Annotated in this window: 19 protein-coding genes; 17 read left to right on the top strand and 2 right to left on the bottom strand. The window is 68.3% G+C overall.

The genetic code is table 11. The features are described from left to right. Positions 1–14 precede the first annotated feature (14 nt). The 16 genes from J2126_RS14310 (at position 15) to J2126_RS14235 (ending at position 22,251) form a co-directional block, all read left to right on the top strand. Positions 15–1,448: a UbiD family decarboxylase gene (locus J2126_RS14310; RefSeq protein WP_209487591.1), complete on the top strand. Its 1,434-nt coding sequence runs from the start codon at positions 15–17 to the stop codon at positions 1,446–1,448. An 85-nt stretch (positions 1,449–1,533) separates the two neighbouring features. After that, on the top strand, positions 1,534–2,574 hold the full coding sequence (locus tag J2126_RS14305) for an ABC transporter substrate-binding protein (protein ID WP_209487590.1): 1,041 nt from the start codon (positions 1,534–1,536) through the stop codon (positions 2,572–2,574). A gap of 55 nt (positions 2,575–2,629) precedes the next feature. Further along, positions 2,630–3,466, top strand: coding sequence for an ABC transporter ATP-binding protein (locus J2126_RS14300; protein WP_209487589.1), 837 nt, complete (start codon positions 2,630–2,632; stop codon positions 3,464–3,466). Then, the gene (locus tag J2126_RS14295; RefSeq protein WP_245327334.1) at positions 3,466–4,236 is read left to right on the top strand and encodes an ABC transporter permease; all 771 of its coding nucleotides are present in this window, start codon (positions 3,466–3,468) and stop codon (positions 4,234–4,236) included. The genes J2126_RS14300 and J2126_RS14295 overlap by 1 nt, the downstream gene beginning before the upstream one ends. A gap of 36 nt (positions 4,237–4,272) precedes the next feature. Then, entirely contained in the window at positions 4,273–5,112 is an 840-nt protein-coding gene (locus tag J2126_RS14290; RefSeq protein ID WP_209487588.1) for a helix-turn-helix domain-containing protein, read from the top strand. Positions 5,113–5,312: 200 nt separating this feature from the next. Continuing rightward, complete coding sequence (locus J2126_RS14285) at positions 5,313–8,309, top strand: xanthine dehydrogenase family protein molybdopterin-binding subunit (RefSeq protein WP_209487587.1); 2,997 nt, start codon at positions 5,313–5,315, stop codon at positions 8,307–8,309. Then, on the top strand, positions 8,306–9,130 hold the full coding sequence (locus J2126_RS14280; RefSeq protein WP_209487586.1) for an FAD binding domain-containing protein: 825 nt from the start codon (positions 8,306–8,308) through the stop codon (positions 9,128–9,130). The genes J2126_RS14285 and J2126_RS14280 overlap by 4 nt, the downstream gene beginning before the upstream one ends. After that, positions 9,118–9,636 carry a (2Fe-2S)-binding protein gene (locus tag J2126_RS14275; protein WP_209487585.1) on the top strand — a complete coding sequence of 173 codons (519 nt, stop codon included), beginning with the start codon at positions 9,118–9,120 and terminating at the stop codon, positions 9,634–9,636. The genes J2126_RS14280 and J2126_RS14275 overlap by 13 nt, the downstream gene beginning before the upstream one ends. Then, positions 9,629–11,173, top strand: coding sequence for an AMP-binding protein (locus J2126_RS14270; RefSeq protein ID WP_209487584.1), 1,545 nt, complete (start codon positions 9,629–9,631; stop codon positions 11,171–11,173). Before J2126_RS14275 ends, J2126_RS14270 begins: the two co-directional genes overlap by 8 nt. A gap of 42 nt (positions 11,174–11,215) precedes the next feature. After that, positions 11,216–12,022 (top strand): enoyl-CoA hydratase/isomerase family protein, encoded by an 807-nt coding sequence (locus tag J2126_RS14265; RefSeq protein WP_209487583.1) that lies wholly within the window; start codon positions 11,216–11,218, stop codon positions 12,020–12,022. 39 nt (positions 12,023–12,061) lie between these two features. After that, positions 12,062–13,396 carry an MFS transporter gene (locus J2126_RS14260; protein ID WP_209487582.1) on the top strand — a complete coding sequence of 445 codons (1,335 nt, stop codon included), beginning with the start codon at positions 12,062–12,064 and terminating at the stop codon, positions 13,394–13,396. 90 nt (positions 13,397–13,486) lie between these two features. Further along, positions 13,487–15,205 (top strand): thiamine pyrophosphate-binding protein, encoded by a 1,719-nt coding sequence (locus J2126_RS14255; RefSeq protein WP_209487581.1) that lies wholly within the window; start codon positions 13,487–13,489, stop codon positions 15,203–15,205. 35 nt (positions 15,206–15,240) lie between these two features. After that, on the top strand, positions 15,241–16,704 hold the full coding sequence (locus J2126_RS14250; protein ID WP_209487580.1) for an aldehyde dehydrogenase family protein: 1,464 nt from the start codon (positions 15,241–15,243) through the stop codon (positions 16,702–16,704). Then, complete coding sequence (locus J2126_RS14245; RefSeq protein ID WP_245327333.1) at positions 16,704–18,419, top strand: GMC family oxidoreductase; 1,716 nt, start codon at positions 16,704–16,706, stop codon at positions 18,417–18,419. The genes J2126_RS14250 and J2126_RS14245 overlap by 1 nt, the downstream gene beginning before the upstream one ends. 458 nt (positions 18,420–18,877) lie before the next feature. Continuing rightward, positions 18,878–21,310, top strand: coding sequence for a TonB-dependent receptor (locus J2126_RS14240; RefSeq protein ID WP_209487579.1), 2,433 nt, complete (start codon positions 18,878–18,880; stop codon positions 21,308–21,310). 227 nt (positions 21,311–21,537) lie between these two features. Beyond that, positions 21,538–22,251 carry a nitroreductase gene (locus J2126_RS14235; protein ID WP_209487578.1) on the top strand — a complete coding sequence of 238 codons (714 nt, stop codon included), beginning with the start codon at positions 21,538–21,540 and terminating at the stop codon, positions 22,249–22,251. 12 nt (positions 22,252–22,263) lie between these two features. Here J2126_RS14235 and J2126_RS14230 read toward each other — a convergent pair whose 3' ends face one another. Then, on the bottom strand, positions 22,264–22,770 hold the full coding sequence (locus tag J2126_RS14230; RefSeq protein WP_209487577.1) for a cysteine hydrolase family protein: 507 nt from the start codon (positions 22,768–22,770) through the stop codon (positions 22,264–22,266). Between the two features lie 87 nt (positions 22,771–22,857). On the opposite strand from J2126_RS14230, the gene J2126_RS14225 reads away from it, so the two are divergent. Then, positions 22,858–23,793 carry a GlxA family transcriptional regulator gene (locus J2126_RS14225; RefSeq protein WP_209487576.1) on the top strand — a complete coding sequence of 312 codons (936 nt, stop codon included), beginning with the start codon at positions 22,858–22,860 and terminating at the stop codon, positions 23,791–23,793. Positions 23,794–23,830: 37 nt separating this feature from the next. Here the strand turns inward: J2126_RS14225 and J2126_RS14220 are convergent, their stop codons facing one another. Continuing rightward, the gene (locus J2126_RS14220; protein ID WP_169122216.1) at positions 23,831–24,316 is read right to left on the bottom strand and encodes a DUF1269 domain-containing protein; all 486 of its coding nucleotides are present in this window, start codon (positions 24,314–24,316) and stop codon (positions 23,831–23,833) included. Between the last annotated feature and the right edge of the window lie 7 nt (positions 24,317–24,323).

The following is a 24,323-nucleotide window of genomic DNA, read 5'->3' as shown; positions in this document are numbered from 1 at the left end:
CGGAACCTGAAAACATGTTGGAACCCCGCCCCCGTCCCACCGCCCAGACCCCGCCGGATTTGCGCACCTGGCTCGCCGACCTCGCCGCGCATGGCCGTCTGGCGGTCGCGCGGGAAAACCTGCCGCTGGCCGACAATCTCGCCGCCGTGGCGAAGCGCACCGAGCGCGACAAGGCCGTGCTCTTCCCTCATCCGGTGGGCGTGGACGGCAAGGCTCACGACATGCCGGTGGTGGTGAACCTCTTCACCCAGCGCGCATGGGTGGCCGATTCCCTCGGCGTCAGCGAGGACCAACTGCTGCCCCACTTCCTCGCCGCCGCCGCGAAGCCGACGCCATGCGTGGAAGTCACCTCCGCCCCGGTGCAGGAGGTGGTGCACACCGAGGTCAATCTCCTCGCCCAGCTTCCCATTCCCTCGCACAACGAGCTGGACAGCGGCCCCTACATCACCGCCGGCTTGCTGATTGCGCGCAACCCCGTCACCGGGGTGCAGAACGTCTCCATCCACCGCTGCCAGATCAGCGGGCCGAACCGCATCGGCGTGCTGCTGCTGCCCCGCCATACGCTCGCCTACTACCGCATGGCGGAAGAGGCGGGCGCGGCGCTGGAGATCGCCATCGTCATCGGCGCGCACCCCGCGCTGCTCCTGGCCTCGCAGGCCATCTGCGCGCTGGATGAGGACGAGATGGAGATCGCCGGCTCCCTTCTCGGCCGCCCGGTCGAGGTGGTGAAGTGCAAGACCAATTCCGTGCGCGTGCCGGCCGCCGCCGAGATCGTGGTGGAAGGCCGCATCCTGCCCAAGGTGCGCGAGCCGGAAGGCCCGTTCGGCGAATTCCCGCAATATTACGGCCCGCGCGCCGCCCGCGAGGTGATCGAGGTGGATGCGGTGACCCATCGTCGCCACGCCATCTACCACACCATCGTCGGCGGCTCGTTCGAGCATCTGGTGCTCGGCGGCGTGCCGCGCGAGGCGACGCTGCTGCAGCACCTCAAGCGCTCCTTCCCCAACGTGCTGGACGTGCGCCTCACCCGCGGCGGCACCTGCCGCTATCACCTCGTCGTCAAGATCGACAAGCAGCGCGAAGGGGAGCCCAAGAACATCATCCTGTGCGCCTTCGGCGGCCACTATGACGTGAAGCAGGTTGTGGTGGTGGACAAGGACGTGGACATCTCCAGCGCCGAAGAGATCGAGTGGGCGGTGGCGACCCGTTTCCAGGCCGATCGCGACATGGTGGTCGTCGCCGGCGCGCTCGGTTCCAAGCTCGACCCCTCCACCGACGAGGCCGGCATCAGCGCCAAGCTCGGCCTCGATGCCACCGCACCGCTCTCCGACGATCCCCTGTCCTTCCGCCGAATCCACGTGAAGGGCGAGGAGAGCGTGGACCTTGCCGAGGCGCTGGTGAAGGACCCAAATGCCGCCTTCGCCCGCATCGTTGCTCAGGTCTCCTGATCCCAAAGCAGCGCGGACGGCGTCCGCGCCCCAACACAGAAGCCGGGCGCCCCGCGCACCGGCCGCCAGCCCGGGAGGATTATTGATGTTCAAGACGACAACCCGCCGCCTCTTCTGCGCCGGAGCCTTTGCCGTCGCCTTCGCCGCCGCCGGCAGCGCGCAGGCCGCCGACAAGGTGAAGGTCGGCATCAACAATGTGGTGTCGGACGTGGTGTTCCACCTCGGCGTCGAGCGCGGCATCTTCGCCCAGGAAGGTCTGGAGGTGGAACTGATCGCCTTCGATTCCGGTCCGAAGATGGTCGCCCCGCTGGGTTCGGGCCAGATCGACGTGGGCGCCGGCGCCTCCTCCGCCGGGCTCTACAATGCGGCCGCGCGCGGCATCAACATAAAGGTGGTGGCGGACAAGGGCTCCACCCCGGTCCATTACGACTACATGCCCCTCATGGTCCGCAAGGAGCTGGTGGACTCAGGCAAGGTGAAGACCATCGCCGATCTCAAGGGCATGCGCGTCGGCTCCGTCGGCCCGGGCGCGGCGACCAACGCCAAGATGGCGCACATCCTCGCCAAGGCCGGCCTTACCTACAAGGACGTGAACCACAACTACATCGGCTATCCCCAGCAGATCGCCGCCTTCACCACCGGCGCCATCGACGCCGCCATCACCACCGAACCCTCCGTCACCCAGGCGGTGAACAACGGCGTCGCCGTGCGCTTCCTCGTGGACGGCTATCCCAACCAGCAGGTGGCCGTGCTGCTCTACGGCGGCGATTTCATCGCCAAGCGCCGCGACGTCGCCCAGCGCTTCATGAACGCCTATGTGAAATCGGCCCGCATCTTCAACGACGCCACCGCAGGCGGAAAGTTCGACGGCAAGGGCGCGGACGAGGTCGTCAAGACCATCATGCGCACCACCGGCCTCAAGGACGCCGAGCTGTTCAAGACCATGATCCCCAACGGCATCGACCCCGATGGCAAGGTCGATACGCAGAGCATGGCGGAAGACCTCAAGTTCTTCACCGAGAACGGCTATATCGAGCGCCCGGCCAAGGTCTCCGACGTGGTGGACACCTCGTTCGCGGAAGCCACCCTGAAGGCGCTCGGCCCGTACAAGGCCGCCCAGAACTGACGCGCACGCGGCGCCCTTGCGGCGCCGCCCCATCCGGCATCCGGAGGAAGCATTCATGGCCGTGGTGAGCATGTTGAACGTGAAGCCGAGCCCCGCGGAAGCGGCGCCGCCGGTGCAGATTTCCATGCGCGGCGTGCGCAAATACTTCGGCTCATCCGGGTTCGTCGCGGTGGACGGCATCGACCTCGATATTCCGCAAGGCCAGTTCTTCGTCATCGTCGGCCCGTCCGGATGCGGCAAGACCACCCTTCTGCGCATGCTGGCGGGCCTCGAGAGCGTCAGCGAAGGCACCATGAAGCTCAACCGGACCGACCCCAGCCGGCCGGAAAACTCCATGATCTTCCAGGGCGACAGCCTGTTCCCCTGGATGACCGTCTACGACAACGCCGCCTATGGCCTGAGGATGCGCGGCGTGGCGGAGAAGGACGTGGCGGAGAGCGTGAAGCTGTGGCTGGAGCGCATTGGCCTCTACCGCTTCCGCGACCGCTATCCCAACCAGCTGTCCGGCGGCATGCGCCAGCGCGTCTCCATCGTGCGCGCCTTCGCCAACGATCCGGAAATCCTGCTCATGGACGAGCCGTTTTCGGCCCTCGACGAGCAGAACAAGATGCTGCTGCATGAAGAATTGCTGCGCATCTGGGAAGCCACCAAGAAGACCGTTGTCTTCATCACCCATTCGGTTGACGAAGCGGTGACTCTGGGCGACCGCATCATGATCATGACCGCCAATCCGGGGCGCGAGAAGGCCATCATCGACGTGCCCTTCGCCCGCCCCCGCAACGTGCTGGAGCTGCGCCACGATCCCGCCTACGGCGATCTGGTGTTCCACATCTGGGAGCAGTTGCGCGACGAGGTGCAGCGCGCCCGTATGAGTGCCGAGGGAGGCAAGTGATGGCGAAGAGATCCGGCTTCATCGGCGAGCGCTTCATCGGCCTGCTCACCCCGCTTTTGCTCCTCGGCCTGTGGGAGGCGGCGGCACGCATGGGGCTCGTCGACGCCCGCTTCTTCCCACCGCCCTCCAGCATCGTCCACACCTTCGGCGCGCTGGTCGCCTCGGGCGAGTTGTGGACCAATCTCCTCGCCAGCCTGCGCCGCCTCTTCCTCGGCATGCTGCTCGGCGGCGTGCCGGCGCTGTTCCTCGGCCTCGCCATGGGCATCTCGAAGCCGCTGCGCGCGGCCATCGACCCGCTGATCTCAGCGACCTACCCGATCCCGAAGAGCGCCATCCTGCCGCTGGTGCTGCTCATCTTCGGCCTCGGCGAGATGTCGAAGGTGGTGATGGTGGCGCTGGGCGCCTTTTATCCCATCCTCATCAATACGGTGATGGGCGTCGCCAACATCGACAAGATCTATCTGGACGTCGGCCACAACTACCGCGCCAGCCGCTGGCAGGTGTTCCGCACCATCGCGCTGCCGGGGGCGCTGCCCTCCATCATGGCCGGAGTGAAGCTCGCCATGGGCATGGGCCTCATCCTCATCGCCATCTCGGAGATGGTCGCCGCCTCCGACGGCATCGGCTACATGATCTGGAACGCCTGGCAGGTGCTCACCGTTGACACCATGTATGTGGGGCTGTTGGTTATTGCGCTGCTCGGCTTCGTCTTCTCCGTCATCCTCGACGAGATCGAGCGGATGCTGATCCCCTGGAAGGCGAAAGCTTGACCGGAAGATGAAAGCCTAAGCGGAGATACAGGCCGGATGTCGAACGCACTCCGGATCGCGCACGGGGCCTTCGGGCGGGTCGCCCTTCTGGACATGGACCGCCCGCTGGTGCGCCACGCGCATCCGCACTGCCACGTGCTCCTCAAGGTCGAGGGCGCGGACACGCAATTCGCGGTCTGTGAGGGGCTGGTTCCCCTCACAGACCGTTCGTGCGTTCTGGTGAACGGCTGGGAGCCCCATGCCTATGTGCATGATCCGAGCCGGCCGAAGACCATCATCCTCGCCCTGTATATCGAGCCGGGCTGGCTGAAGACCTTCCGCCCCGGCTGGGTCGCGTCCGGCGGCGCCGGCTTTTTCGAGCAGCCGGGGGGCGAGGTGTCGCCGCGCATCCACCGCCTCACCCACGACCTTGCCGCCGCCATGATGGCCGAGCCCGACGCCAAGGCAGTTCACGAGGCGCTGCTGGCGGACCTGATGATCGCCGTGGTGGAGCGCTTCACCCCCTGGCGCAGCTTCTCCATCCGCGCTTTGGACGGCCAGCGCCGCATGGACTGGCGCATCCGCCGCGTGGTGGACGCCATGCGCGCCAACCTCGCCGAGGAGGTGGACACGGCCACCCTCGCGAAGGAAGCGGGCCTCTCCCGCGCGCACTTCTTCCGCCTGTTCGAGGCCTCTACCAACGTGCCGCCGCGCATCTATCTCAACGTGATGCGCGTGGAGGCGGCGGTCGCGGCCGTCACCGCCGAAGACGGCAGCTTCACCCACATCGGCGAGCGCCTGGGCTTTGCCGCGCCCTCCCATTTCACCCGCTTCTTCCGCGACCACACCGGCGTGACGCCGAGCGAATTCCGCGCCATCTCCCGCATCGCAATGTGAGGTCGGCGTCGCGGGAAGGCGTTGCAGGCGCTCAACTCAAGAGGCGCTCGCCCCTCTTTCTTCCCGCCGCACCGCACAACGCCGAATGAGACTCCTCGGTAAAAGCTGAGACGGCTCGGCATGGTCCGCGCCGCCCTCTCCCGGCACCTTCCCCCCAACCAACGCACCGCCTCCGCGGCGCGAATAAGGGAAGCGCCGGGATGCTGGATACGCCGCACGACAAGGCGGGGGAATGGGTCGGCCGCGCCATCGAGCGCGTGGAGGATGCCGCCCTTCTCACCGGCGGCGGCCGCTATCTGGACGATCTGGGCGTGAAGCCCGGCGCCCTCCACATGGCGATCCTGCGCGCGCCCCACGCCCATGCCGACATCGTCTCCATCGATACAGCTGCCGCCAGGGCGCTGCCCGGCGTCGCCGCCGTGCTCACCGGGGCCGATGTGGCACAGCTCACCACCTCCCTCGTGGTGGGGGTGAAGGCACCGGTGGAATGCTGGCCCATGGCGGTGGATCGGGTGCGCTTCGTCGGCGAGCCGGTGGCCCTCGTGGTCGCGCAGGATCGCTACGTGGCGGAGGATGCCCTCGACCTCATCGAGGTCTCCTACGAGATGCGTCCCGCCGTGGTTGACCCGCTCGCCGCCATGGAAGAGGGCGCGCCGCTGCTGCACGACGGCTTCCCCCGCAACATCGCTTCCGACCGCACCTTCCGCTATGGCGACCCGGAGGCCGCCTTTACGGAGGCAGCACACCGCATCGCCATCTCGGTGCGCTATCCCCGAAACTCCTGCACGCCCATCGAGACTTATGGGCTCGTCGCCGAATACGACCCGCACGAGGATGCCTATGACGTCCTCGCCAATTTCCAGGGCCCCTTTTCCATCCATGCGGTGATCTCGCGGGCCCTGAAGGTGCCGGGCAATCGCCTGCGCCTGCGCACGCCCCGCGACAGCGGCGGCTCGTTCGGCATCAAGCAGGGGATCTTCCCCTACATCGTGCTGGGGGCCGTGGCGGCGCGGGTTTCCGGGCGGCCGGTGAAGTGGATCGAGGATCGCCTCGAACACCTCATGGCGTCCGTCTCCGCCACCAACCGCGCCACCACGCTCACCGCCGCGGTGGCGGCGGACGGGCGCGTCACCGCGCTCGACTACGATCAGGTGGAGGATTGCGGCGCCCATCTGCGCGCGCCCGAGCCGGCGACGCTGTACCGGATGCACGGCAATCTCACCGGTGCCTACGACATCCGAAACCTCACCGTCCGCAACCGCGTGGTGGTCACCAACAAATGCCCCACCGGCCTCAACCGGGGCTTCGGCGGCCCGCAGGTCTATCTCGCCCTCGAACGGCTGATGCAGCGCATCGCCGTGGAGCTGGGGCTCGACCCGCTGGAGGTGATCCGCCGCAATCTCGTGCCGGCGGATGCCTTCCCCTATCGCACCGCCTCCGGCGCGCTGCTCGATTCCGGCGATTACCCGAAGACGCTGGAGCTGGGCCTTGAGGCCGGCGATCTCGCCGAGCTTGTGGCCCGGCGGGAGACGGCGCGGGCGGAGGGGCGAATTTACGGCATCGGCTATGCCGCCGTGGTGGAGCCGTCCGTCTCCAACATGGGCTATATCGCCACCGTCCTTACCCCCGCCGAGCGGCACAAGGCAGGGCCGAAGAACGGCGCGCAGGCGACCGCCACCATCGCCATCGATCCGGTGGGTTCGGTCACGGTGCATGTCGCCTCCGTGCCCCAGGGCCAGGGCCACCGCACCGTGCTCTCGCAGGTGGTGGCGGACGTGCTGGGCTTGAAGCCCTCGGACATCCGCGTGAATGCGGAGATGGACACGGCCAAGGACGCCTGGTCCATCGCCTCCGGCAATTATGCCAGCCGCTTCGCCGCCGCCGTGGCGGGCGCTGCCAAGCTGGCGGCAGACCGCATCGCGGCGCGCCTCGCCCGCATCGCGGCCCCGCAATTGAACGTGCCGGCGGAGGACGTGATGTTCGCCGGCGGCAGGATCGCCGCGCGCTCCAATCCCGCCAATGCGGTGCCCTTCTCCCGCGTCGCCGCGCTCTCCCACTGGTCGCCGGCGCAACTGCCGGAAGGGGTCGCGCCCACCATCCGCGAGACGGTGTTCTGGACCCCGCCGGAACTCACGGCGGCGGACGAAGGCGACCACATCAATTCCTCCCTCTGCCACGGCTTCATCTTCGATTATTGCGGCATCGAGATCGACCGCGACACGGGCGAAATCCGCATCGACCGCTACGTGACCGCGCATGACTGCGGCACCATCCTCCACCCCGGCATGGTGGACGGGCAGATCCGCGGCGGCTTCGCCCATGCGCTCGGCGCCGCGCTGCTGGAGGAATACGCCTATGGCGCGGACGGCAGCTTCCTGACCGGCACCTTCGCCGATTATCTCGTGCCCACCGCCATGGAGGTGCCCGAGCCGGTCATCGTCCATATGGAGACCCCCTCCCCCTTCACGCCGCTCGGCGCCAAGGGCGTGGGCGAAGGCAATTGCATGTCCACCCCCGCCTGCCTCGCCAATGCGGTGGCGGACGCGCTGGGCATCACGGACGTGCGCCTGCCGCTCGTGCCCTCCGCCGTCGCGGCGCTGATCCACGGCGCCGAGCCGCCGGCCCCAGCGGGCGCGCGCGCCATGGCAGCTCCAGCCCCGTCCGGCAAGGGCGAGCGGCTCATGCGCGGCGAGGGCAAGGCCCACGTTGCCGCCGCACCCGAAGCGGTGTGGGCCATGTTGCTGGACCCGGACACCCTCGCCACCATCATCCCCGGCGCCCACGACGTGCGCAAAGTCTCGGATACGAAATTCACCGCCGACGTGACGCTGGGCATCGGCCCGGTGAAGGGGCGCTACAAGGCGCAGGTTGCCCTCTCCGACCTAGACCCGCCGAAGGCCGTGACACTCTCCGGCAAGGTGGACGGCAACCTCGGCTTCGGCGGCGGCTCCGGCCGCATCACGCTCAACCCGGACGGGGCGGGCGGCACCGAACTCTCCTACACCTACGAGGCCTTCGTGGGCGGCAAGGTGGCGAGCGTCGGCGGACGCCTGCTGGACGGCGCGGCCAAGGTCATCATCGGCCAGTTTTTCGCGGCCCTTGCCCGCAAGGCGGGCGGCGGCACGGCGCCGGAGGACGGGCTCGTCTCCCGACTTCTCGCCCGGCTCTCCTCGCTGCTGGGGAGGGATGCGCGATGAAGCCCGCCGCCTTCGATTACGTCCGCGCCGACAGCGTGGAGGAAGCCCTCGCCGTGCTGCGCGCGGAGGGTTCGGACGCCCGCATCCTCGCCGGCGGCATGTCCTTCATGGCCATGCTCAACATGCGCCTCGCCCGGCCCAAGGTGCTGGTGGACATCATGCGCGTCGCCCCCCTCGCCCGGATGGATGCGGAGAAGGGCGCGCTGAAGATCGGCGCCGGCGTGCGGCAGGCGCGGCTGCTGGCCTCCAACGGGCTGGCGCAGGCCGCCCCGCTCATCGCCAAAGCCCTGCCCTTTACCGGCCACGCCCAGACGCGCAGCCGCGGCACCGTATGCGGCTCCGTCGCCCATGCTGATCCGAGCGCGGAGCTGCCGCTCTGCCTCGTGACGCTCAAGGGCCATGTGCATCTGAAAAGCGCAAAGGCCAGCCGCAAGGTGGCGGCGGAGGATTTCTTCACCGGCATGATGGCCACCGCCAAGGCGGATGACGAGATGATCGAGTCTGTCTCCTTCCCCACCGCCAAGGGCGAGGGAACGGCCTTCCGCGAGATCGCCCGCCGCCATGGCGATTTCGCCATCGTCGCCTGCGCCGCGCTGGTCTCCGGCACCGGCATCCGCCTCGGCGTGGGCGGGGTCGCCGACATGCCGGTGGCCCGCGATTTCCCGCTGCTCGACGGCTCGGCGCTGGACGACGCGCTCAATGCCCTCGCGTGGGAGCTGGACGCCCGCGACGACGTGCATGCCACCGCCCGCTATCGCCGCGAGCTGGTGCGCCGCATCGGCCGCTCCACCATCGAGGAGGCCAAAACATGCCGCGCCTGAGCGCCGAGGCGCGCCACACCGTGCGCTTCACCCTCAACGGCCGCCCGGTTTCGGGGCAGGCCGCCCCGCGCACCCTGCTCTCCGATTTCCTGCGCCACGAGATCGGCGCCACCGGGACGCACGTCGGCTGCGAACATGGCGTGTGCGGCGCCTGCACCGTGGACGTGGACGGGATGCTCACCCGCTCCTGCATGACCCTCGCCGTACAGGTGGAGGGATGCGCCATCCGCACCGTGGAAGGCCTCGCCCCGGCACCGGACCGCCTCTCGGTGCTGCAGGCCGCCTTCCGCCGCCACCATGCGCTGCAATGCGGCTTCTGCACCGCCGGCATCCTCATGTCGCTCGACGTGTTCCTGAAGGCGGAGCCCGACCCGAGCGAGGAGGCCGTGCGCGATCTCCTCTCCGGCCATCTGTGCCGCTGCACCGGCTACACGCCCATTGTCCGCGCCGCGCTGGAAGCGGCGGCGGAGCTTAGAGACGCCCAGGGGGAACCCGCCCATGCTTGACCTCGGCACCAGCTTCCTCGCCAGCGTGGCGCGCGATCCGGGGGCCATCGCCATCGTGGACGGCGACCTGCGCCTCACCTATCGGGACTGGCTGGCTAAGATCGGCGCGGTGGTCGCGGCCTTCGACCGGCTGGGGCTGAAGCCCGGCGACCATCTGGTGAGCGTGCTGCAGAACCGCTTCGAGGCGGCGACGCTGCACTGGGCCTGCCAGTTCGCCGGCATTGTCATCACCCCCATCAACTGGCGCAGCAAGGCCGACGAGATCGACTTCGCGCTGGAGAATGCCGAGGCCAAGGCGCTGGTGTTCGAGGCGGTGTCGGCCGAGGCGGTGCAGGGTGCCACGCGCGCCGCCGGGCTGCTCACCATCGCCGTTGGCACGAGCCTGGAAGGCGCCGTGCCTTTCGCCGAACTTCTGGCCGAGGCGACACCGGACCCGCTGCCACGGGCAGGGGCGGATGCCTGGTCCATCATGCTCTACACCTCGGGCACCACATCTCGCCCCAAGGGCGTGCCGCGCCGCCACCGGGCGGAGCGGGCGGCGGGCATCGCCCATGTGGCGCAGAACCTCTACCGGCGGGGCGAGGTGACCCTCGGCGTCATGCCGCTCTATCACACCATGGGGGTGCGCTCGCTGATCGCCATGTCGGTCATCGGCGGCACCTTCGTGTGCCTGCCGCGCTACGACACGAAGAGCGCGTTGGCGCTGATCGAGCGCGAGCGCGTCACCAACCTCTATCTGGTGCCGACCCTCTACCACGACCTCGTGCACGATCCCGCCTTCGCCTCCACCGACGTGTCGAGCGTGCGCAAGCTCGGCTTTGCCGGCGCCTCCATGACCGATGGTCTTTTGAAAAAGCTCGACGCGGAATTCTCCCCCGAGCTGTTCGTGAACCATTACGGCTCCTCGGAAATCTACACCTTCACCATCGACCAGAAGGCGATCCTGAAACCCGGCTCGGCGGGCCGCGCGGGCATCAACCAGATGGTGCGCGTGGTGCGCCTCGGCGCGACCTCCGCCGAGGAGATCGCCGCCGAGGGTGAGGAAGGCGAGATCATCGCACTGCTCGCCGGGGACGAATCCTTCGAGGGCTACTGGCGCCGTCCCGAGGCGGATGCCAAGTCGCTGCGCGACGGCTGGTACTTCACCGGCGACACCGGCTTCCTCGACAAGGACGGCGACCTCTTCGTCACCGGCCGGGTGGACGACATGATCATCACCGGCGGCGAGAACGTCTCGCCGGTGGAAATCGAAAGCTGCCTCTCGCTGCACCCCGCCGTCTCGGAAGTGGCAGTGGTGGGCCTGCCCGACGAGAAGTGGGGCAAGATCGTCGTCGCCTTCGTCAAGCGCGCCGCGCCGGTGGAAGCGAGCGAGCTGGACGCCTGGTGCCGCACCTCGGGCCTCGCCAATTTCAAGCGCCCGCGCCGCTTCGTGTTCGTGGCCGACATCCCGAAATCCCCGGTAGGCAAGCTGCTGCGCCGCCAGCTCGTCGCCGGCGAATACGTGGCCGAGGCGGACGCCGCCCACTCCGCCGCCTGACCTCTTCTTGCAAATCCCCGATCATCCAGAAGGAAGTCCAAGATGGCTGTTGCCTACACCTTCGCCGACCCCCGCCTCGCCAAGCTGGACGGGTTCGGCGTCGAGATCGATGAAGCCCGCGAGCGCGCCGACATCATCCTGAACCGCCCGCCCTTCAACATCGTCTCCATGCCGGAGCGCGACCAGCTGCGCCTCGTGTTCGAGACGCTGGACGAGGATGACCGCGTGCGGGTCATCGTGGTGCGCGCGGTGGGCGAGCATTTCTCCTCCGGCGGCAACATCAAGGGCTTCATGGAGGCCTCTCCCGAGACCGTCTCCAAGCTTGCCTGGAACATCGCTGCGCCGTTCCGCGCGTCCAAGCCCGTGATCGCCGCCAACCGGGGCTTCTGCTTCGGCGTGGGCTTCGAGCTGTCGCTGGCCTGCGACTTCCGCATCGTGACCGACACCACCCAGTACGCCTTGCCCGAGCAGAAGCTCGGCCAGATCCCCGGCTCCGGCGGCTCGGCGCGCCTGCAGATGATGGTGGGCATCACCCGCACCAAGGACATCGTGATGCGCTCCAAGCGCATCAGCGCGCAGCAGGCCCTCGACTGGGGCATCGCCACCGAGAAGGTGGCCGACGCGGACCTCGAGAAGGCCACCGACGCCCTCGTGGATGAACTCCGCGCCTTCTCGCCCATGGCCCAGCGCACGGCGAAGAAGCTGCTGAACGACACCGAGGATTCCCCGCTCTCCATCGCCATCGAGCTGGAAGGTCACTGCTACAGCCGGCTGCGGCAGTCGCACGACTTCAAGGAGGGCGTCGAGGCCTTCCACGAGAAGCGCAAGCCCGAATTCAAGGGCTTCTGAGAGCCCAACACGCCCCTCAGGGGCCGGGAGGAAACAATAATGTCCGCTCAAGACGCTACTGACACCGCCGCGATCGCAGTGGGGAGCCGCCAACGCAACAGCGCGATCATCGCGTCCGTTCTCGGCTGGTCGCTCGATCTGTTCGACCTGTTCATCCTGCTCTATGTGGCGCCGGTGGTGGGGCAGCTGTTCTTCCCCTCCACCCATCCCACATGGTCGCTGGCGGCGGTCTATGCCTCGTTCGCGGTGACGCTGCTGATGCGGCCCATCGGCTCGGCGCTGTTCGGCCACTATGCCGACGTGCACGGCCGCAAGGGCGCCATGCTGGTGGCCATCATCGGCGTGGGCCTCTCCACCGCCGCCTTCGGCCTGCTGCCCACCATCCATCAGGTCGGCGCCATCGCCCCCGTCATCTTCCTGCTGCTGCGCCTCGTGCAGGGCGTGTTCGTCGGCGGCGTGGTGGCCTCCACCCACACCATCGGCACGGAATCGGTGCCGCCCAACTGGCGCGGCTTCATGTCCGGCCTCGTGGGCGGCGGCGGCGCGGGCATCGGCGCGCTGCTGGCCTCCATCGTCTTCCTCATCACCTCCACCCTGTTCCCGGGTGAGGCCTTCGCCGAGACCGGCTGGCGGGTGATGTTCTTCTCCGGCCTGCTCTCCTCCTTCCTCGGCTGGTTCATCTTCCGGAACCTCGAGGAATCTCCCTACTGGAAGGAGATGCAGAAGCAGAAGGCGGCGAAGAAGGCCGCGGGCACCGCAAGCCAGGCGCCGCTCAAGGCCCTGTTCGCGGGCGGCTATCGCAACGTGCTCCTGGTGAACCTGCTCATCACCATCGGCGGCGGCGCGGGCTATTACCTCACTTCCGGCTACATGCCGACATTCCTGAAGCTCATCAACCAGCTGCCGAACCAGACCTCGTCCTACATCCTGATGGCCTGCTCGGTGTCCGCCCTCGTCTCGGCGGTGCTGGTGGGCACGCTCAGCGACATCATCGGCCGCAAGAAGACCTTCCTGCTGGTGGGCATTGCCGCCATCATCCTCCTGCCGACCTTCTATCTCGGCATGGCAAAGACCACCGACCTCTCCTCCATCGTGCTTTATGCCCTCGGCATCGCCTTCGTGGGCAATGCGGGCTACGCGCCGGTGCTGATCTTCCTCAACGAGCGCTTCCCCACCGCCATGCGCGCCTCGGGAACGGGCCTGTCGTGGAACATCGGCTTCGCCATCGGCGGCATGATGCCCACCTTCGTCTCGCTGGCCAGCGCGACGCCGTCGGACCTGCCGCTGTCGCTCTCCATCTTCGCCGTCGGCGTGTTCGTGCTCTACCTCATCGGCACGCTCATCATCCCGGAAACCAAGGGCAATTTCCGCTAGGCTGAGCCTCCCTCAAACGCGCGAGTCGCGCCGAAAGGCGCGGCCTCGCCCCCCGGAAAGAGCCGGGCAAGACCACACACGGGCAGGACCATGGCGAACACGAAGACCTTCCGCTCCGGCGGCGAAATCCTGGTGGACGCGCTGAAGATCCATGGCGTCGAACGCGTCTTCTGCGTGCCCGGCGAGAGCTTCCTTGCCGCCATCGACGCCCTCGCCGGCGCGGACCGCGCGATCCAGACCATCGTCACCCGCCACGAGGCCGGCGCCGCCAACATGGCGGAGGCCTATGGCAAGCTCACCGCGAAGCCCGGCATCTGCTTCGTCACCCGTGGCCCCGGCGCGAGCCATGCGGCGATCGGCGTCCACACCGCGTCGCAGGATTCCACCCCGATGATCCTGTTCATCGGGCAGGTGGGCTCGCACATGCGCCAGCGCGAGGCGTGGCAGGAGGTGGACTATCCCGCCATGTTCGGCGGCATGGCGAAATGGGTGGTGGAGATCGATCGCCCGGAGCGCATCCCGGAGCTGGTCTCCCGCGCCTTCCATGTCGCCACCTCCGGCCGTCCCGGCCCGGTGGTGGTAGCGCTGCCCGAGGACATGCTGGCGGCCGAGTGCGAGACGGCGGACGCGGAAGCCTATCGCCGCGTCGCCGCCCATCCGGGCGCGCAGGACATGGCGCGGCTCGCCGCCATGATCGCGGAGAGCGCACGTCCGCTCGTTCTGGTGGGCGGTGGCGGCTGGACGAAGGCCGCCTGCCGCGACTTCGCGCATTTCGTGGAGGCATTCGATCTGCCAGTGGCGGCCGGCTTCCGCCGTCAGGACATCCTCGACAACAACCACCCCAACTTCATCGGCCACGCCGGCCTCGGCCCGAGCCCGAAGCTCGTCGCCCGCATCCGCAACGCCGACCTGATCATCGCGGTGGGCGGACGGCTCGGCGAGACGACCACCAATGGCTACACCCTGTTCGACCTGCCGCGCCCGGCGCAGCGGTTCGTGCATGTGCATGCGGACCCCAACGAACTGGGACGGGTCTATCAGTCGGACCTGCCCATCAACGCGGGCATGCCGGAGTTTGCCGCCGCCGCGGCGGCCTTGAAGCCCAAGGGTCCGACCGGCTGGCGCTCCCGCATGCCGTGGAGCGACGAGGTGCGGGCCGCCCGCGCGGCCTATGAGGCGGACCAGACCCCCGGCCCCATGCCCGGCCGGCTCGATCTCGGCGCGGTCATGATGCATCTGCGCGAGGTACTGCCGAAGGATGCCATCCTCACCAACGGCGCCGGCAATTACGCGATCTGGGTGCACAAGTTCCACCGCTACGGCGGCTTCCGCACCCAGCTCGCGCCCACCTCCGGCGCCATGGGTTATGGGCTGCCGGCGGCCATCTCGGCCAAGCTCCACGATCCCGCGCGCGAGGTGATCTGCTTCGCCGGGGACGGCTGCTTCCTCATGAACGGGCAGGAGCTGGCCACCGCCTGCCAGTACGGCGCGGGCGTCGTGGTGCTCGTCGTCAACAACAACATGTACGGCTCCATCCGCGCCCATCAGGAGCGCGAATATCCCGGCCGCGTCTACGCGACGACGCTGGAAAATCCGGACTTCCCGGCGCTCGCCCGCGCCTATGGCGCGTTCGGCGAGAAGGTGGAGGAGACGGCGGCCTTCGCCGATGCCTTCGCCCGCGCCCGCGCCTTCGCCGCCGAGCACAGGAAGCCCGCGCTCCTCGAACTCGTCATCGACCCCGAGGCCATCACCCCTTCGACCACGCTGACCGCGCTGCGCGAGGCGGCGCTCAAGGCGGGTCACGGCTGACCAATAAAGGCCGTCACGGACGGCCGGGAGGACACATGAACGCCATCGCTCCGCTCGCGGCCCAGAACCTCATTGACGGCATCTGGCAGGGCGCGCTCTCCGGTGAGACCGCGCCGAGCTTCGATCCCGCGACCGGCGCCGTGCTCGGCCATTTCCCGGCGAGCGGCGCGGCGGACGCCGAGGCGGCCATTGCCGCCGCACGGCGGGCGTTCGAACGGCCTGAGTGGTCGCAGGCCCCGCGCCTGCGGCAGATGGTGATGCTGCGCTGGGCCGACGCCATGGAGCGGAAGGCGGACGACCTCGCCCGCCTGCTCACCGCCGAGAACGGCAAGCCGCTCGCCCAGTCGCGCGGGGAGATCGCGGGGTCCATTTCGGAGATCCGCTATTATGCGGGCATCACCCGCTACATCCCCGGCCATGTGTTCGAGGTGGAGCCGGGCGCCTTCTCGACGCTTCTGAAGGAGCCGGCGGGCGTCGCCGGCCTCATCATCCCGTGGAACGCGCCGGCCGTGCTGCTCATCCGCGCGCTGACGCCGGCCCTCGCGGCCGGCTGCACGGCGGTGGTGAAGCCCGCCGCCCAGACTGCCCTCGTCACCGCCGAGATTCTGCGCACGCTCGCCGAGGTCGAGGGGCTGCCGCGCGGCGTCCTCAACCTCGTCACCGAGACGGGGCACGACGTGGCGCGCACGCTGGTGGCCTCGCGGGAGGTGGATGTCATCTCCTTCACCGGCTCCAACGCCACCGGCGCGCGCATCATGGCCGATGCGGCGCCAACCATGAAGAAGCTGTCGCTGGAGCTGGGCGGCAAGTCCTGCTGCCTCGTGTTCGAGGATGCGAATGTGGAGGCCGTGGCGCCGAAGCTCGCGGCGGCGGCCACCATCATCGCCGGCCAGCAATGCACGGCGGCGCGGCGCATCCTCGTCCACGAGAGCCGCTTTGAGGCCATGAAGGCGGCGCTGAAGGGCGCTCTCGCCAGCCTCAAGATCGCCCCCGGCGCGGCGGAGGGCAGCCAGATGGGTCCGCTCATCGACGAAGCCTCCCGCGTGCAGGTGGAGCGCAAGACGGAAGAGGCCATGGCGCTGGCCGACGAGGTGGTGCTCGCCGGCAGCCGGCCGGGCGGCGCGCTCGAGATGGGCACGTTCCTCTCCCCCACCCTGCTGGCCCATGCCGACACCGGCGCCTTCTTCGTGCAGGAGGAGATTTTCGGCCCCCTCGTGGTCATCGAGCGCTTCGCCGACGAGAAGGATGCGGTGACGCGCGCCAACCACACCGACTACGGCCTGTCCGCCAGCGTGTGGACGCGCGACGGCGCGCGGGCCATGCGGGTGGCGCGGGCGCTGCGCAACGGCACGGTGTGGATCAACGACCACAACAAGCTGTTCGCCGAAGCCGAAACCGGCGGCTATCGCCGGAGCGGCCTCGGCCGGCTGCACGGCTATGACGCGCTGATCGACTTCATGGAGATCAAGCACATCTACCAGGAGGCCGGGGTGGTCTGATGCCCGGCCACGCCCCCATCCCCGACATGCTTTTCTTCGACACGGTGATCGTCGGCGGCGGCTCCGCCGGCTGCGTCATGGCCAACCGGCTTTCGGCCGATCCCACCCATCGCGTGCTGCTGATCGAGGCCGGAGAGGACACGCCGCCCGGCGCGGTGCCCGAGGCCATCGCCGACAGCTATCCCATGGGCCTGTTCCAGGGCGACCGCTTCGTCTGGCCCGGCCTCTCCGCCTTCACCGCCCGCCGGCCGGACGGCTCGCGCGGGTCGCGGGCCTATGAGCAGGGGCGCGTCATGGGCGGCGGCTCCAGCATCAATGTCCAGTCCGCCAACCGCGGCCTGCCGCGCGATTATGACGAATGGGCCGCCCTTGGCGCCGCCGGCTGGGGCTGGGACGACGTGCTGCCCTACTTCATAATGCTGGAACGCGATCTCGATTGCGGTGGGCCGCTGCATGGCAGGGACGGCCCCATCCCCATCCGCCGCATTCTGCCGCCCGGCTGGCCCGCCTTCGCCGATGCCGCGACCTCGGCCTTCGCCGCGAGCGGGCTGCCGCGCCGGCTGGATCAGAACGGGGAAGTCGGGGACGGCATCTTCCCGCCCGCCTTCAACAACGAAAACGACAGCCGCGTCTCCGCCGCCATCGGCTATCTCGATGCCGCCACCCGCGCCCGCCCCAACCTCGCCATCTGGCCCCGCACGCGGGCGCTGCGCCTGCGCATGACTGGCGCGCGGGCCTCCGGCGTGCAGGTGGAGCGGGACGGGACCGTCACAGAGGTGGCCGCCGGCCGCGTGGTGGTGACGGCGGGCGCGTTGCAGACGCCGGCCATCCTCATGCGCGCCGGCATCGGCGACGGGGTGGCACTGGCGGCGCTGGGCATGCCGGTGGCAATCCACCGTCCCGGCGTGGGGCGCAACCTGCGCGACCACCCCACCCTCACCTTCTGCCAGTATCTGCCGGAGCGGCTGCGCCTGCCCATGTCCTATCGCCGGGCCAGCTTCGCCGCCCTGCGGTTCTCCTCCGGCGTGGAGGGGGGCGAGGCCTCGGACCTCTACGCCACCGCCTCGGCGCGGGCGGGCTGGCATGGGCTGGGCCGCCGGCTCGGGCTCTATTTCCTGTGGTGCAACCGGCCGAGATCCAGCGGCTCCGTGCGCCTCGTCTCGCCCGATCCGAGCGTCTATCCGGAGGCCGACCTCAACCTGCTGGACGATCCCAGCGACCTCGCGCGGATGAAGTCGGGGGTGCGCACCCTTTTCTCCCTCCTCGTCTGTGAGGCGCTGAACCCGGACGCGGGGGATGTCTTCCCCGCCGCCTTCTCGCCGTTCGTGAAGCGCCTCAGCCGCGTCTCCCGCGCCAATGCGGTTGTCGCTGCGGCGCTGGGCGCCCTCCTCGACGTGCCGGCGGGCCTCCGCCAGATGGCGCTGAAGCGCTTCATGTCCGGAGGCCTGTCTCTCGCCGAGATCGTGGAGGACGATGCGCGGCTGGAGGCGTTCGTGCGGGCCAACGTGTTCGGCGTCTGGCACGCCAGCGGCACCTGCCGACTTGGCGCGCCGGACGATCCGCAGGCGGTGCTCGACCCCACCGGCCGCGTCATCGGCAGCGAGAACCTCTATGTGGCGGACGCCTCCGCCATGCCGCGCCTGCCTACCGCCAACACCAACATTCCGGTGCTGATGATCGCCGAGAAGATCGCCGCCGGCCTCGCCCGGCGTTGAGCCGGGCCGAACAGGCGACACTGGGCGACGGGGGAGGACAAGTCTGGAGGGCGCCTGTAGAGTCGCCTGCGACGCAAGCGAAGCGCAAACCCTCCAGACATTGCCAAATGTTCCCGAATTTCATTGCCGAATCGTCCCGAGCGTTCCCTGGAAGACACACCCCGAAAACCTAAGAAAATTCTCAGCCCTCTGTCCGATTGACGGCATTCTGGGCGCGCCTATGGTTTTCAGGTGGTAGAATTCTGGTGTGACGACCCACACGGTTTCCCTGAGCTTTCGCGGGTCATCTCGGCGACGTCACACCGCCAAAAAAACAGCCCCGGTCGGACGAGGGCTGAAAGGGGCGGGACATGCACGGGGAGCGCGAGAGCGGGGCCTCACGGCGCGCACAGCAGCAGCGGGTTGCACCCCGCCGCGCGTCCGGACAATCTGCGGCGGGCAGCGCGTCGTGGCGCGCGATGGCGGTGGCCCTCGGCCTCTCCGCCGCCGCGGTGCCGGCGGCGCTGCTCGCGGCCTTCCCGGCACGCGCGCAAGAGCAAAGCGATGCATCCGGCACCCTCCAGCTCGGCACCGTGGAAGTGGTCGCCACCACCCCGCTCTCCGGCACCGGCATTGATGCGGACAAGGTGCCGGGCTCCGTCACAATCATCGGCGCCGATCAGTTCGACCGGCTGAATTCCTTCGCCGTCACCGATGGCCTGTTCCAGTATACGCCCAGCGCCAACACCTCGGATGTGCAGGGCAACGCCTTCTTCCAGGACTTCCGCTATCGCGGCTTCGCCGCCTCGCCGCTGCAGGGCACGCCGCAGGGCATCGCCGTCTACCAGAACGGCATCCGGCTCAACGAAGGCTTCGGCGACACGGTGAACTGGGACCTCATCCCCGAGGTCGCCATCAACCGGGCCGAGGTGTTCTCCAATAATCCCGCCTTCGGCCTCAACGCTTTGGGCGGCGCCGTCTCCATCGAGATGAAGAACGGCTTCAACTATCACGGCTTCGAGGGCAGCATTCAGGGCGGCTCCTTCGGCCAGATCGGCGGCAACATCCAATACGGCGGCGAGAAGGACGGCTTCGGCGTCTATATCGCGGCCGATGCGGTGCATTCCGACGGCTGGCGCCTGCAGTCGCCCGCCGATCTCGCCCGCTTCTACAGCGACTTCGGCTGGAAGAACGACAAGACCGAGGTCCATCTCGTCGCCAGTGCCGCCACCACCAATCTCGGCGTGGTCGGCCCCACCCCGGTGGAGATGCTGAACCAGAACTGGAATTCCATCTACACCTGGCCGCAGACCACCGAGAACAACGTCGGCCTCCTCGCCCTCAACGGCCGCTATGACCTCACCGACACCTGGCAATTGCAGGGCAACCTCTATGCCCGCAAGTTCAGCCAGACGCATGTGGACGGCAACGACGCCGACCTCGAAGCCTGCTCCAACACCTGGAACCCCGGCGTCGGCAATACCAAGATGTGTCTTGAGGAGGACCAGTTCACCGGCCCGGCCGGCGGCGGCAATCCGATCACCAACCCCACCTACGCCGCGTTCCGCAGCCAGATGGTCCTCTATGACCAGAACGGCAATACCATTCCCTTCACCGCGCTCGGCCCCAACCAGCTCTACGGCGTCATCAACCGCACCTGGACCGACACCACGACCTATGGCGGCTCGGTGCAGGCGACCAGCACCGACAAGCTCCTCGGCCACGACAATTACTTCGTCGTCGGCGGCAGCGTGGATTCGAGCCAGATCAATTTCCGCTCCAATACGGAGCTTGGAATTACGAACACCAATACGCTGGAAGTGGTCGGCCTCGGCAAATACCTGCACAACATCCCGAACTATTCCCTGCCGGAGCAGTATCAGGTCTTCTATCTGCCGGTGGATCTCAATGCGAGCGCCACCTATTACGGCCTCTACGCTACCAACGCCTTCGACATGACCGACCGGGCAACCCTGACGGTCGGCGCGCGCCTCAACATCGCGAACATCTCGATGCAGGACGCCACAGGCACCAGCCCCCAGCTCAACGGGGACTACACCTTCGCCCGCATCAACCCGCTGATCGGCCTCACCTACAAGCTCACGCCCGAGGCGACGCTCTATGGCGGCTATTCGGAATCCAACCGCGCGCCCACCCCTCTGGAACTGAACTGCGCCGATCCCAACCGCCCGTGCCTGCTCGAAAACTCCCTGGTGGCGGACCCGCCGCTGGAGCAGGTGGTCTCCCACACCTACGAGGCGGGCCTGCGCGGCGGCGGCGCGCTGTTCGGCGGCAAGGTGAACTGGAAGCTCGGCGTCTATCGCGTCGACAGCGACAACGACATCATCGCGCTGGCCAGCCAGCAGACCGGCTACGGCTATTTCACCAACGTTCCCGCCACCCGCCGCCAGGGTTTCGAAGCGGAGATGCAGTATGTGAACGGGCCGTGGAAGTTCTACGCCAATTACGCCTATCTCAACGCCACCTACCAGTTCACCGGCTATCTCGCCTCGCCCAACAATCCCTATGCGGTGGATGAGCAGGTGCTGGTGACGCCGGGCGACACCATCCCCGGCATCCCGGCCCAGACGCTGAAGTTCGGCCTCGACTACATGGTGACGCCCAAATGGAAGGTGGGCGGCGACGTCATCGCCGTTTCCAGCCAGTATTATGTCGGCGACGACGCCAATCAGGCCCCCATGCTGCCGGGATACTGGGTCGCCAACATTCACACCTCCTACCAGGTGACGGACAACATCCAGGTGTTCGGTTACATCAACAATCTGTTCAACGCGAAGTACGCCACCTACGGCACCTTCTTCGACACGGATTATCTTGGCCTCAGCAATCCGCAGATGCAGTCACCGGGCCAGCCTTTCTCCGCTTATGCGGGCCTGAAGGCGACCTTCTGAGGCGGCGGGCACGCCTTCATCTGCGCGAGTGGGCGATCGGCGGGCGCGGGGGTTCGCCGATCGTCAGTCTCAGGGCGGACCCGGGGCGCATACCGGGTCCGCCCCCTGTTTTCTCTTCCGGGCAGTCTTCTCTTCACCGACCGCCGGGCACGCGCTACCTTCCGCGCCCCGCGTGGGCCTCTGCTGGCCTCTCGCGTGCCTCTCCGTTGCCGGTGATGTCTGCCCCTATGCCCGATTCCGCTGCCCCTCCCCCTGTCGGACAGTCCCTCTCGGCCGAGGAGGCGATCCGCTCGCGGCGCTCCATCCGCGCCTTCCTGCCGACGCCGGTGCCGGACGAAACCGTCGCGCGCATCCTGGAGCTTGCCGCCCGCGCGCCTTCTGGCTCCAACATCCAGCCCTGGCGCGTGCGGGTGCTGCGCGGCGCGCCGCTCGCCGCGCTGACGGCCGAGCTGCACGCGCTGTCCCTCTCCGGTGATGGCGGCGCCGAGGAATATGCCTATTACCCCCGGAAGTGGCGCGAGCCCTATCTCGCCCGCCGCCGCAAGGTGGGCTGGGACCTTTACGGCGCGCTTGGCATCGGCAAGACCGACACCGCCCGCATGCGGGAGCAGCACGCCCGCAACTTCCTGTTCTTCGATGCGCCGGTGGGCCTCATCTTCACCATCGACCGCGACATGGAAGCGGGCTCCTGGCTCGATTACGGCATGTTCCTCCAGAACATCATGATTGCCGCGCGTGGCGTGGGCCTCCACACCTGCCCGCAGGCGGCCTTCATGCTCTACAGCACCGTGATCGCGGAGCGCCTTGCCATCCCCGACACCGAGATGGTCATCTGCGGCATGGCGCTCGGCCACGCCGACCCCGCGGCGCCGGAAAACAGGTTCGAGACGGTGCGCGAGCCGCTGGAGAACTTCGCGCACTTCATCGACACCCTTGCCTGAGGCGAGGCCGCCTCAGGCAAGCCCCGCCTCCGCCGCGGTGACGACCTTCGTCTTCGAGCCGATGGCGTTGAGGGCGATGCGGTGGACCACCTCGATGGGCGCCGTGCACAGGTCGCCCACCACCGAGACCCGGTAGGCATCCGCATCGCGCGACAAGGCGGTGAAGACGACGCAATTCTGCGTCATCATTCCGCAGACCAGCAAGTCGTCCGTGCCCGCGAGATGGTGGGCGAGGTCTGTCTCCTGAAAGGCATCGGCAAAGCGCTTGGTGACGACCGGCGCGTCCCCGGCCGCGGCCAGGATGGCCGGGCGGATGGCGATGCCCGGCCCATCTGCTGCGAACAGGCCCTTGGGCGCGCTGGAGACATGGCGGACAAGCATGATGCGGTCGCCCGCCGCCCGAGCCGCGACGATGGCCGCGACGATGCGCGCCTCGGTCTCTTCCGCCTGCCAGAGCGGCAGCACGCCGCCGGGGAAATAATCCTGCTGAATGTCGATGACGAGAAGGGTGCGGCTCATGTCGGGCTCCTGTGGCGCCATCCTTCTAGAGGTGCACGATACAGGCGTTCAGTGGCCTGATGGACAAGATTGATGTAGATCGGGCCAATGCGCCTTGCCATTCTCGCCTATGACGGCATCAGCCCCTTCATGCTGTCCACGCCCCTCGCGGTGTTCGGCGAACCCTTCCTCGCAGGAGGCCACGGCGCGGACGTCTGCGCCGAAGCGCCCCGCCTGTCCGCCACCGGCGGCCTTGTGATCGAGGCGCCGCATCCTTTGTCCGCCGCCCGCAAGGCTGACGCGGTGATCCTGCCCGGCTGGCGGGATGCGGACGAACCGGTACCGGATGCTCTGATCGCGGAGCTTGCGGCGGCGGAAAGGCGCGGCGCGCTGGTGGTGGGCCTGTGCCTCGGCGCCTTCGGCCTCGCGCAGGCGGGCCTGCTCGACGGCCGGCGCGCCACCACCCACTGGGCGCGGGCTGAGGCCTTTGCCGCGCGCTATCCCGAGGTGCGGGTGGATGCCGGCGCGTTGTTTGTCGATGAAGGCCAGGTCCTGACCTCGGCCGGCATCGCGGCGGGGCTCGATTGCTGCCTGCACCTCATGGCGCGGCTCTCGGGCGTGGGCGAGGCGAACCGGGTGGCGCGCCATCTCGTGGTGGCGCCCCAGCGGGCCGGGGCTCAGCCGCAGATCATCGCGCGGCCCACCATCGCCACATCGGCCGACAAGAAAGTGACCGATCTGCTGGAAGACCTCAGGGCCGATCCCGCACAGGCGCCTGCGCTCGACGATCTCGCAGCGCGCATGGGCATGAGCCGGCGCAGCCTCACCCGTCACATCCGCGCACGCACGGGCGGCAGCCTCGGTGATTGGCTGAAGCGGGCTCGGCTGGCGCAGGCCCAGGATCTGCTGGCCTCTGGCGCCCGCGGCCTCGAAGCCATCGCGCAGCGCTGCGGCTTTGCGGACGCGCACGCTTTGCGCAGCGCCTTCCGCGCGGAACTTGGCACCACGCCGCGCCAGTGGCTGGCGCGGCAGAGGCTGGATTGAGCGGGCGCCATTCCGGGGGAATAGCGCCCCCTGGGACTCAGACGCCCTTGAGCGCGGCCTGAAGCTTTTCTTCCTGCTCCTTGGAGAGGCTGGTCTGCAGCACGGTGCCGCCGAACTGGGCCATGTCGGCCACCACCTTGTCGGCGGTCACCTTGCCCACCAGCACGCAGAGCGCCGCCTGGTTCGGACCGAGCGCGGAGCTTGCCTGCTTGATGAAGTCGTCATTGATGCCGACATCGGTGAACTTGCCGGCGAGCGCGCCGGCGCCGGCGCCGATGGCCATGCCGAGCAGCGGGTTGAGGAACAGAAGGCCGACGAGCCCGCCCCACAGGCCGCCCGAAGCGGCGCCCGCGACGGTGGTGTTGATCATCTGGTGCAGCTTGATGGAGCCGTCTTCCTGGCGCACCGCCACCACCGCGTCGCCGAGCTCGATCAGATATTCCTTCTGGAGCTTGAGCAGCTCCTGCCGCGCAGCCTCCGCCTTGGCCTCGGAATCATAGGCAATGATGATGAGGTCGGCCATCTTGGTC

Source organism: Xanthobacter flavus, assembly GCF_017875275.1.
Lineage (GTDB): Bacteria > Pseudomonadota > Alphaproteobacteria > Rhizobiales > Xanthobacteraceae > Xanthobacter > Xanthobacter flavus_A.
The sequence above is the reverse complement of the archived record's forward strand: the minus strand, read 5'-3'. Positions and strand labels throughout refer to the sequence as shown.

Bases quoted from the DNA above. Each gene is read 5' to 3' on its own strand.
- J2126_RS14310 (WP_209487591.1), top strand. From the start codon at position 15: ATGTTGGAACCCCGCCCCCGTCCCACCGCCCAGACCCCGCCGGATTTG.
- J2126_RS14305 (WP_209487590.1), top strand. From the start codon at position 1,534: ATGTTCAAGACGACAACCCGCCGCCTCTTCTGCGCCGGAGCCTTTGCC.
- J2126_RS14300 (WP_209487589.1), top strand. From the start codon at position 2,630: ATGGCCGTGGTGAGCATGTTGAACGTGAAGCCGAGCCCCGCGGAAGCG.
- J2126_RS14295 (WP_245327334.1), top strand. From the start codon at position 3,466: ATGGCGAAGAGATCCGGCTTCATCGGCGAGCGCTTCATCGGCCTGCTC.
- J2126_RS14290 (WP_209487588.1), top strand. From the start codon at position 4,273: ATGTCGAACGCACTCCGGATCGCGCACGGGGCCTTCGGGCGGGTCGCC.
- J2126_RS14285 (WP_209487587.1), top strand. From the start codon at position 5,313: ATGCTGGATACGCCGCACGACAAGGCGGGGGAATGGGTCGGCCGCGCC.
- J2126_RS14280 (WP_209487586.1), top strand. From the start codon at position 8,306: ATGAAGCCCGCCGCCTTCGATTACGTCCGCGCCGACAGCGTGGAGGAA.
- J2126_RS14275 (WP_209487585.1), top strand. From the start codon at position 9,118: ATGCCGCGCCTGAGCGCCGAGGCGCGCCACACCGTGCGCTTCACCCTC.
- J2126_RS14270 (WP_209487584.1), top strand. From the start codon at position 9,629: ATGCTTGACCTCGGCACCAGCTTCCTCGCCAGCGTGGCGCGCGATCCG.
- J2126_RS14265 (WP_209487583.1), top strand. From the start codon at position 11,216: ATGGCTGTTGCCTACACCTTCGCCGACCCCCGCCTCGCCAAGCTGGAC.
- J2126_RS14260 (WP_209487582.1), top strand. From the start codon at position 12,062: ATGTCCGCTCAAGACGCTACTGACACCGCCGCGATCGCAGTGGGGAGC.
- J2126_RS14255 (WP_209487581.1), top strand. From the start codon at position 13,487: ATGGCGAACACGAAGACCTTCCGCTCCGGCGGCGAAATCCTGGTGGAC.
- J2126_RS14250 (WP_209487580.1), top strand. From the start codon at position 15,241: ATGAACGCCATCGCTCCGCTCGCGGCCCAGAACCTCATTGACGGCATC.
- J2126_RS14245 (WP_245327333.1), top strand. From the start codon at position 16,704: ATGCCCGGCCACGCCCCCATCCCCGACATGCTTTTCTTCGACACGGTG.
- J2126_RS14240 (WP_209487579.1), top strand. From the start codon at position 18,878: ATGGCGGTGGCCCTCGGCCTCTCCGCCGCCGCGGTGCCGGCGGCGCTG.
- J2126_RS14235 (WP_209487578.1), top strand. From the start codon at position 21,538: ATGCCCGATTCCGCTGCCCCTCCCCCTGTCGGACAGTCCCTCTCGGCC.
- J2126_RS14230 (WP_209487577.1), bottom strand. From the start codon at position 22,770: ATGAGCCGCACCCTTCTCGTCATCGACATTCAGCAGGATTATTTCCCC.
- J2126_RS14225 (WP_209487576.1), top strand. From the start codon at position 22,858: ATGCGCCTTGCCATTCTCGCCTATGACGGCATCAGCCCCTTCATGCTG.
- J2126_RS14220 (WP_169122216.1), bottom strand. From the start codon at position 24,316: ATGGCCGACCTCATCATCATTGCCTATGATTCCGAGGCCAAGGCGGAG.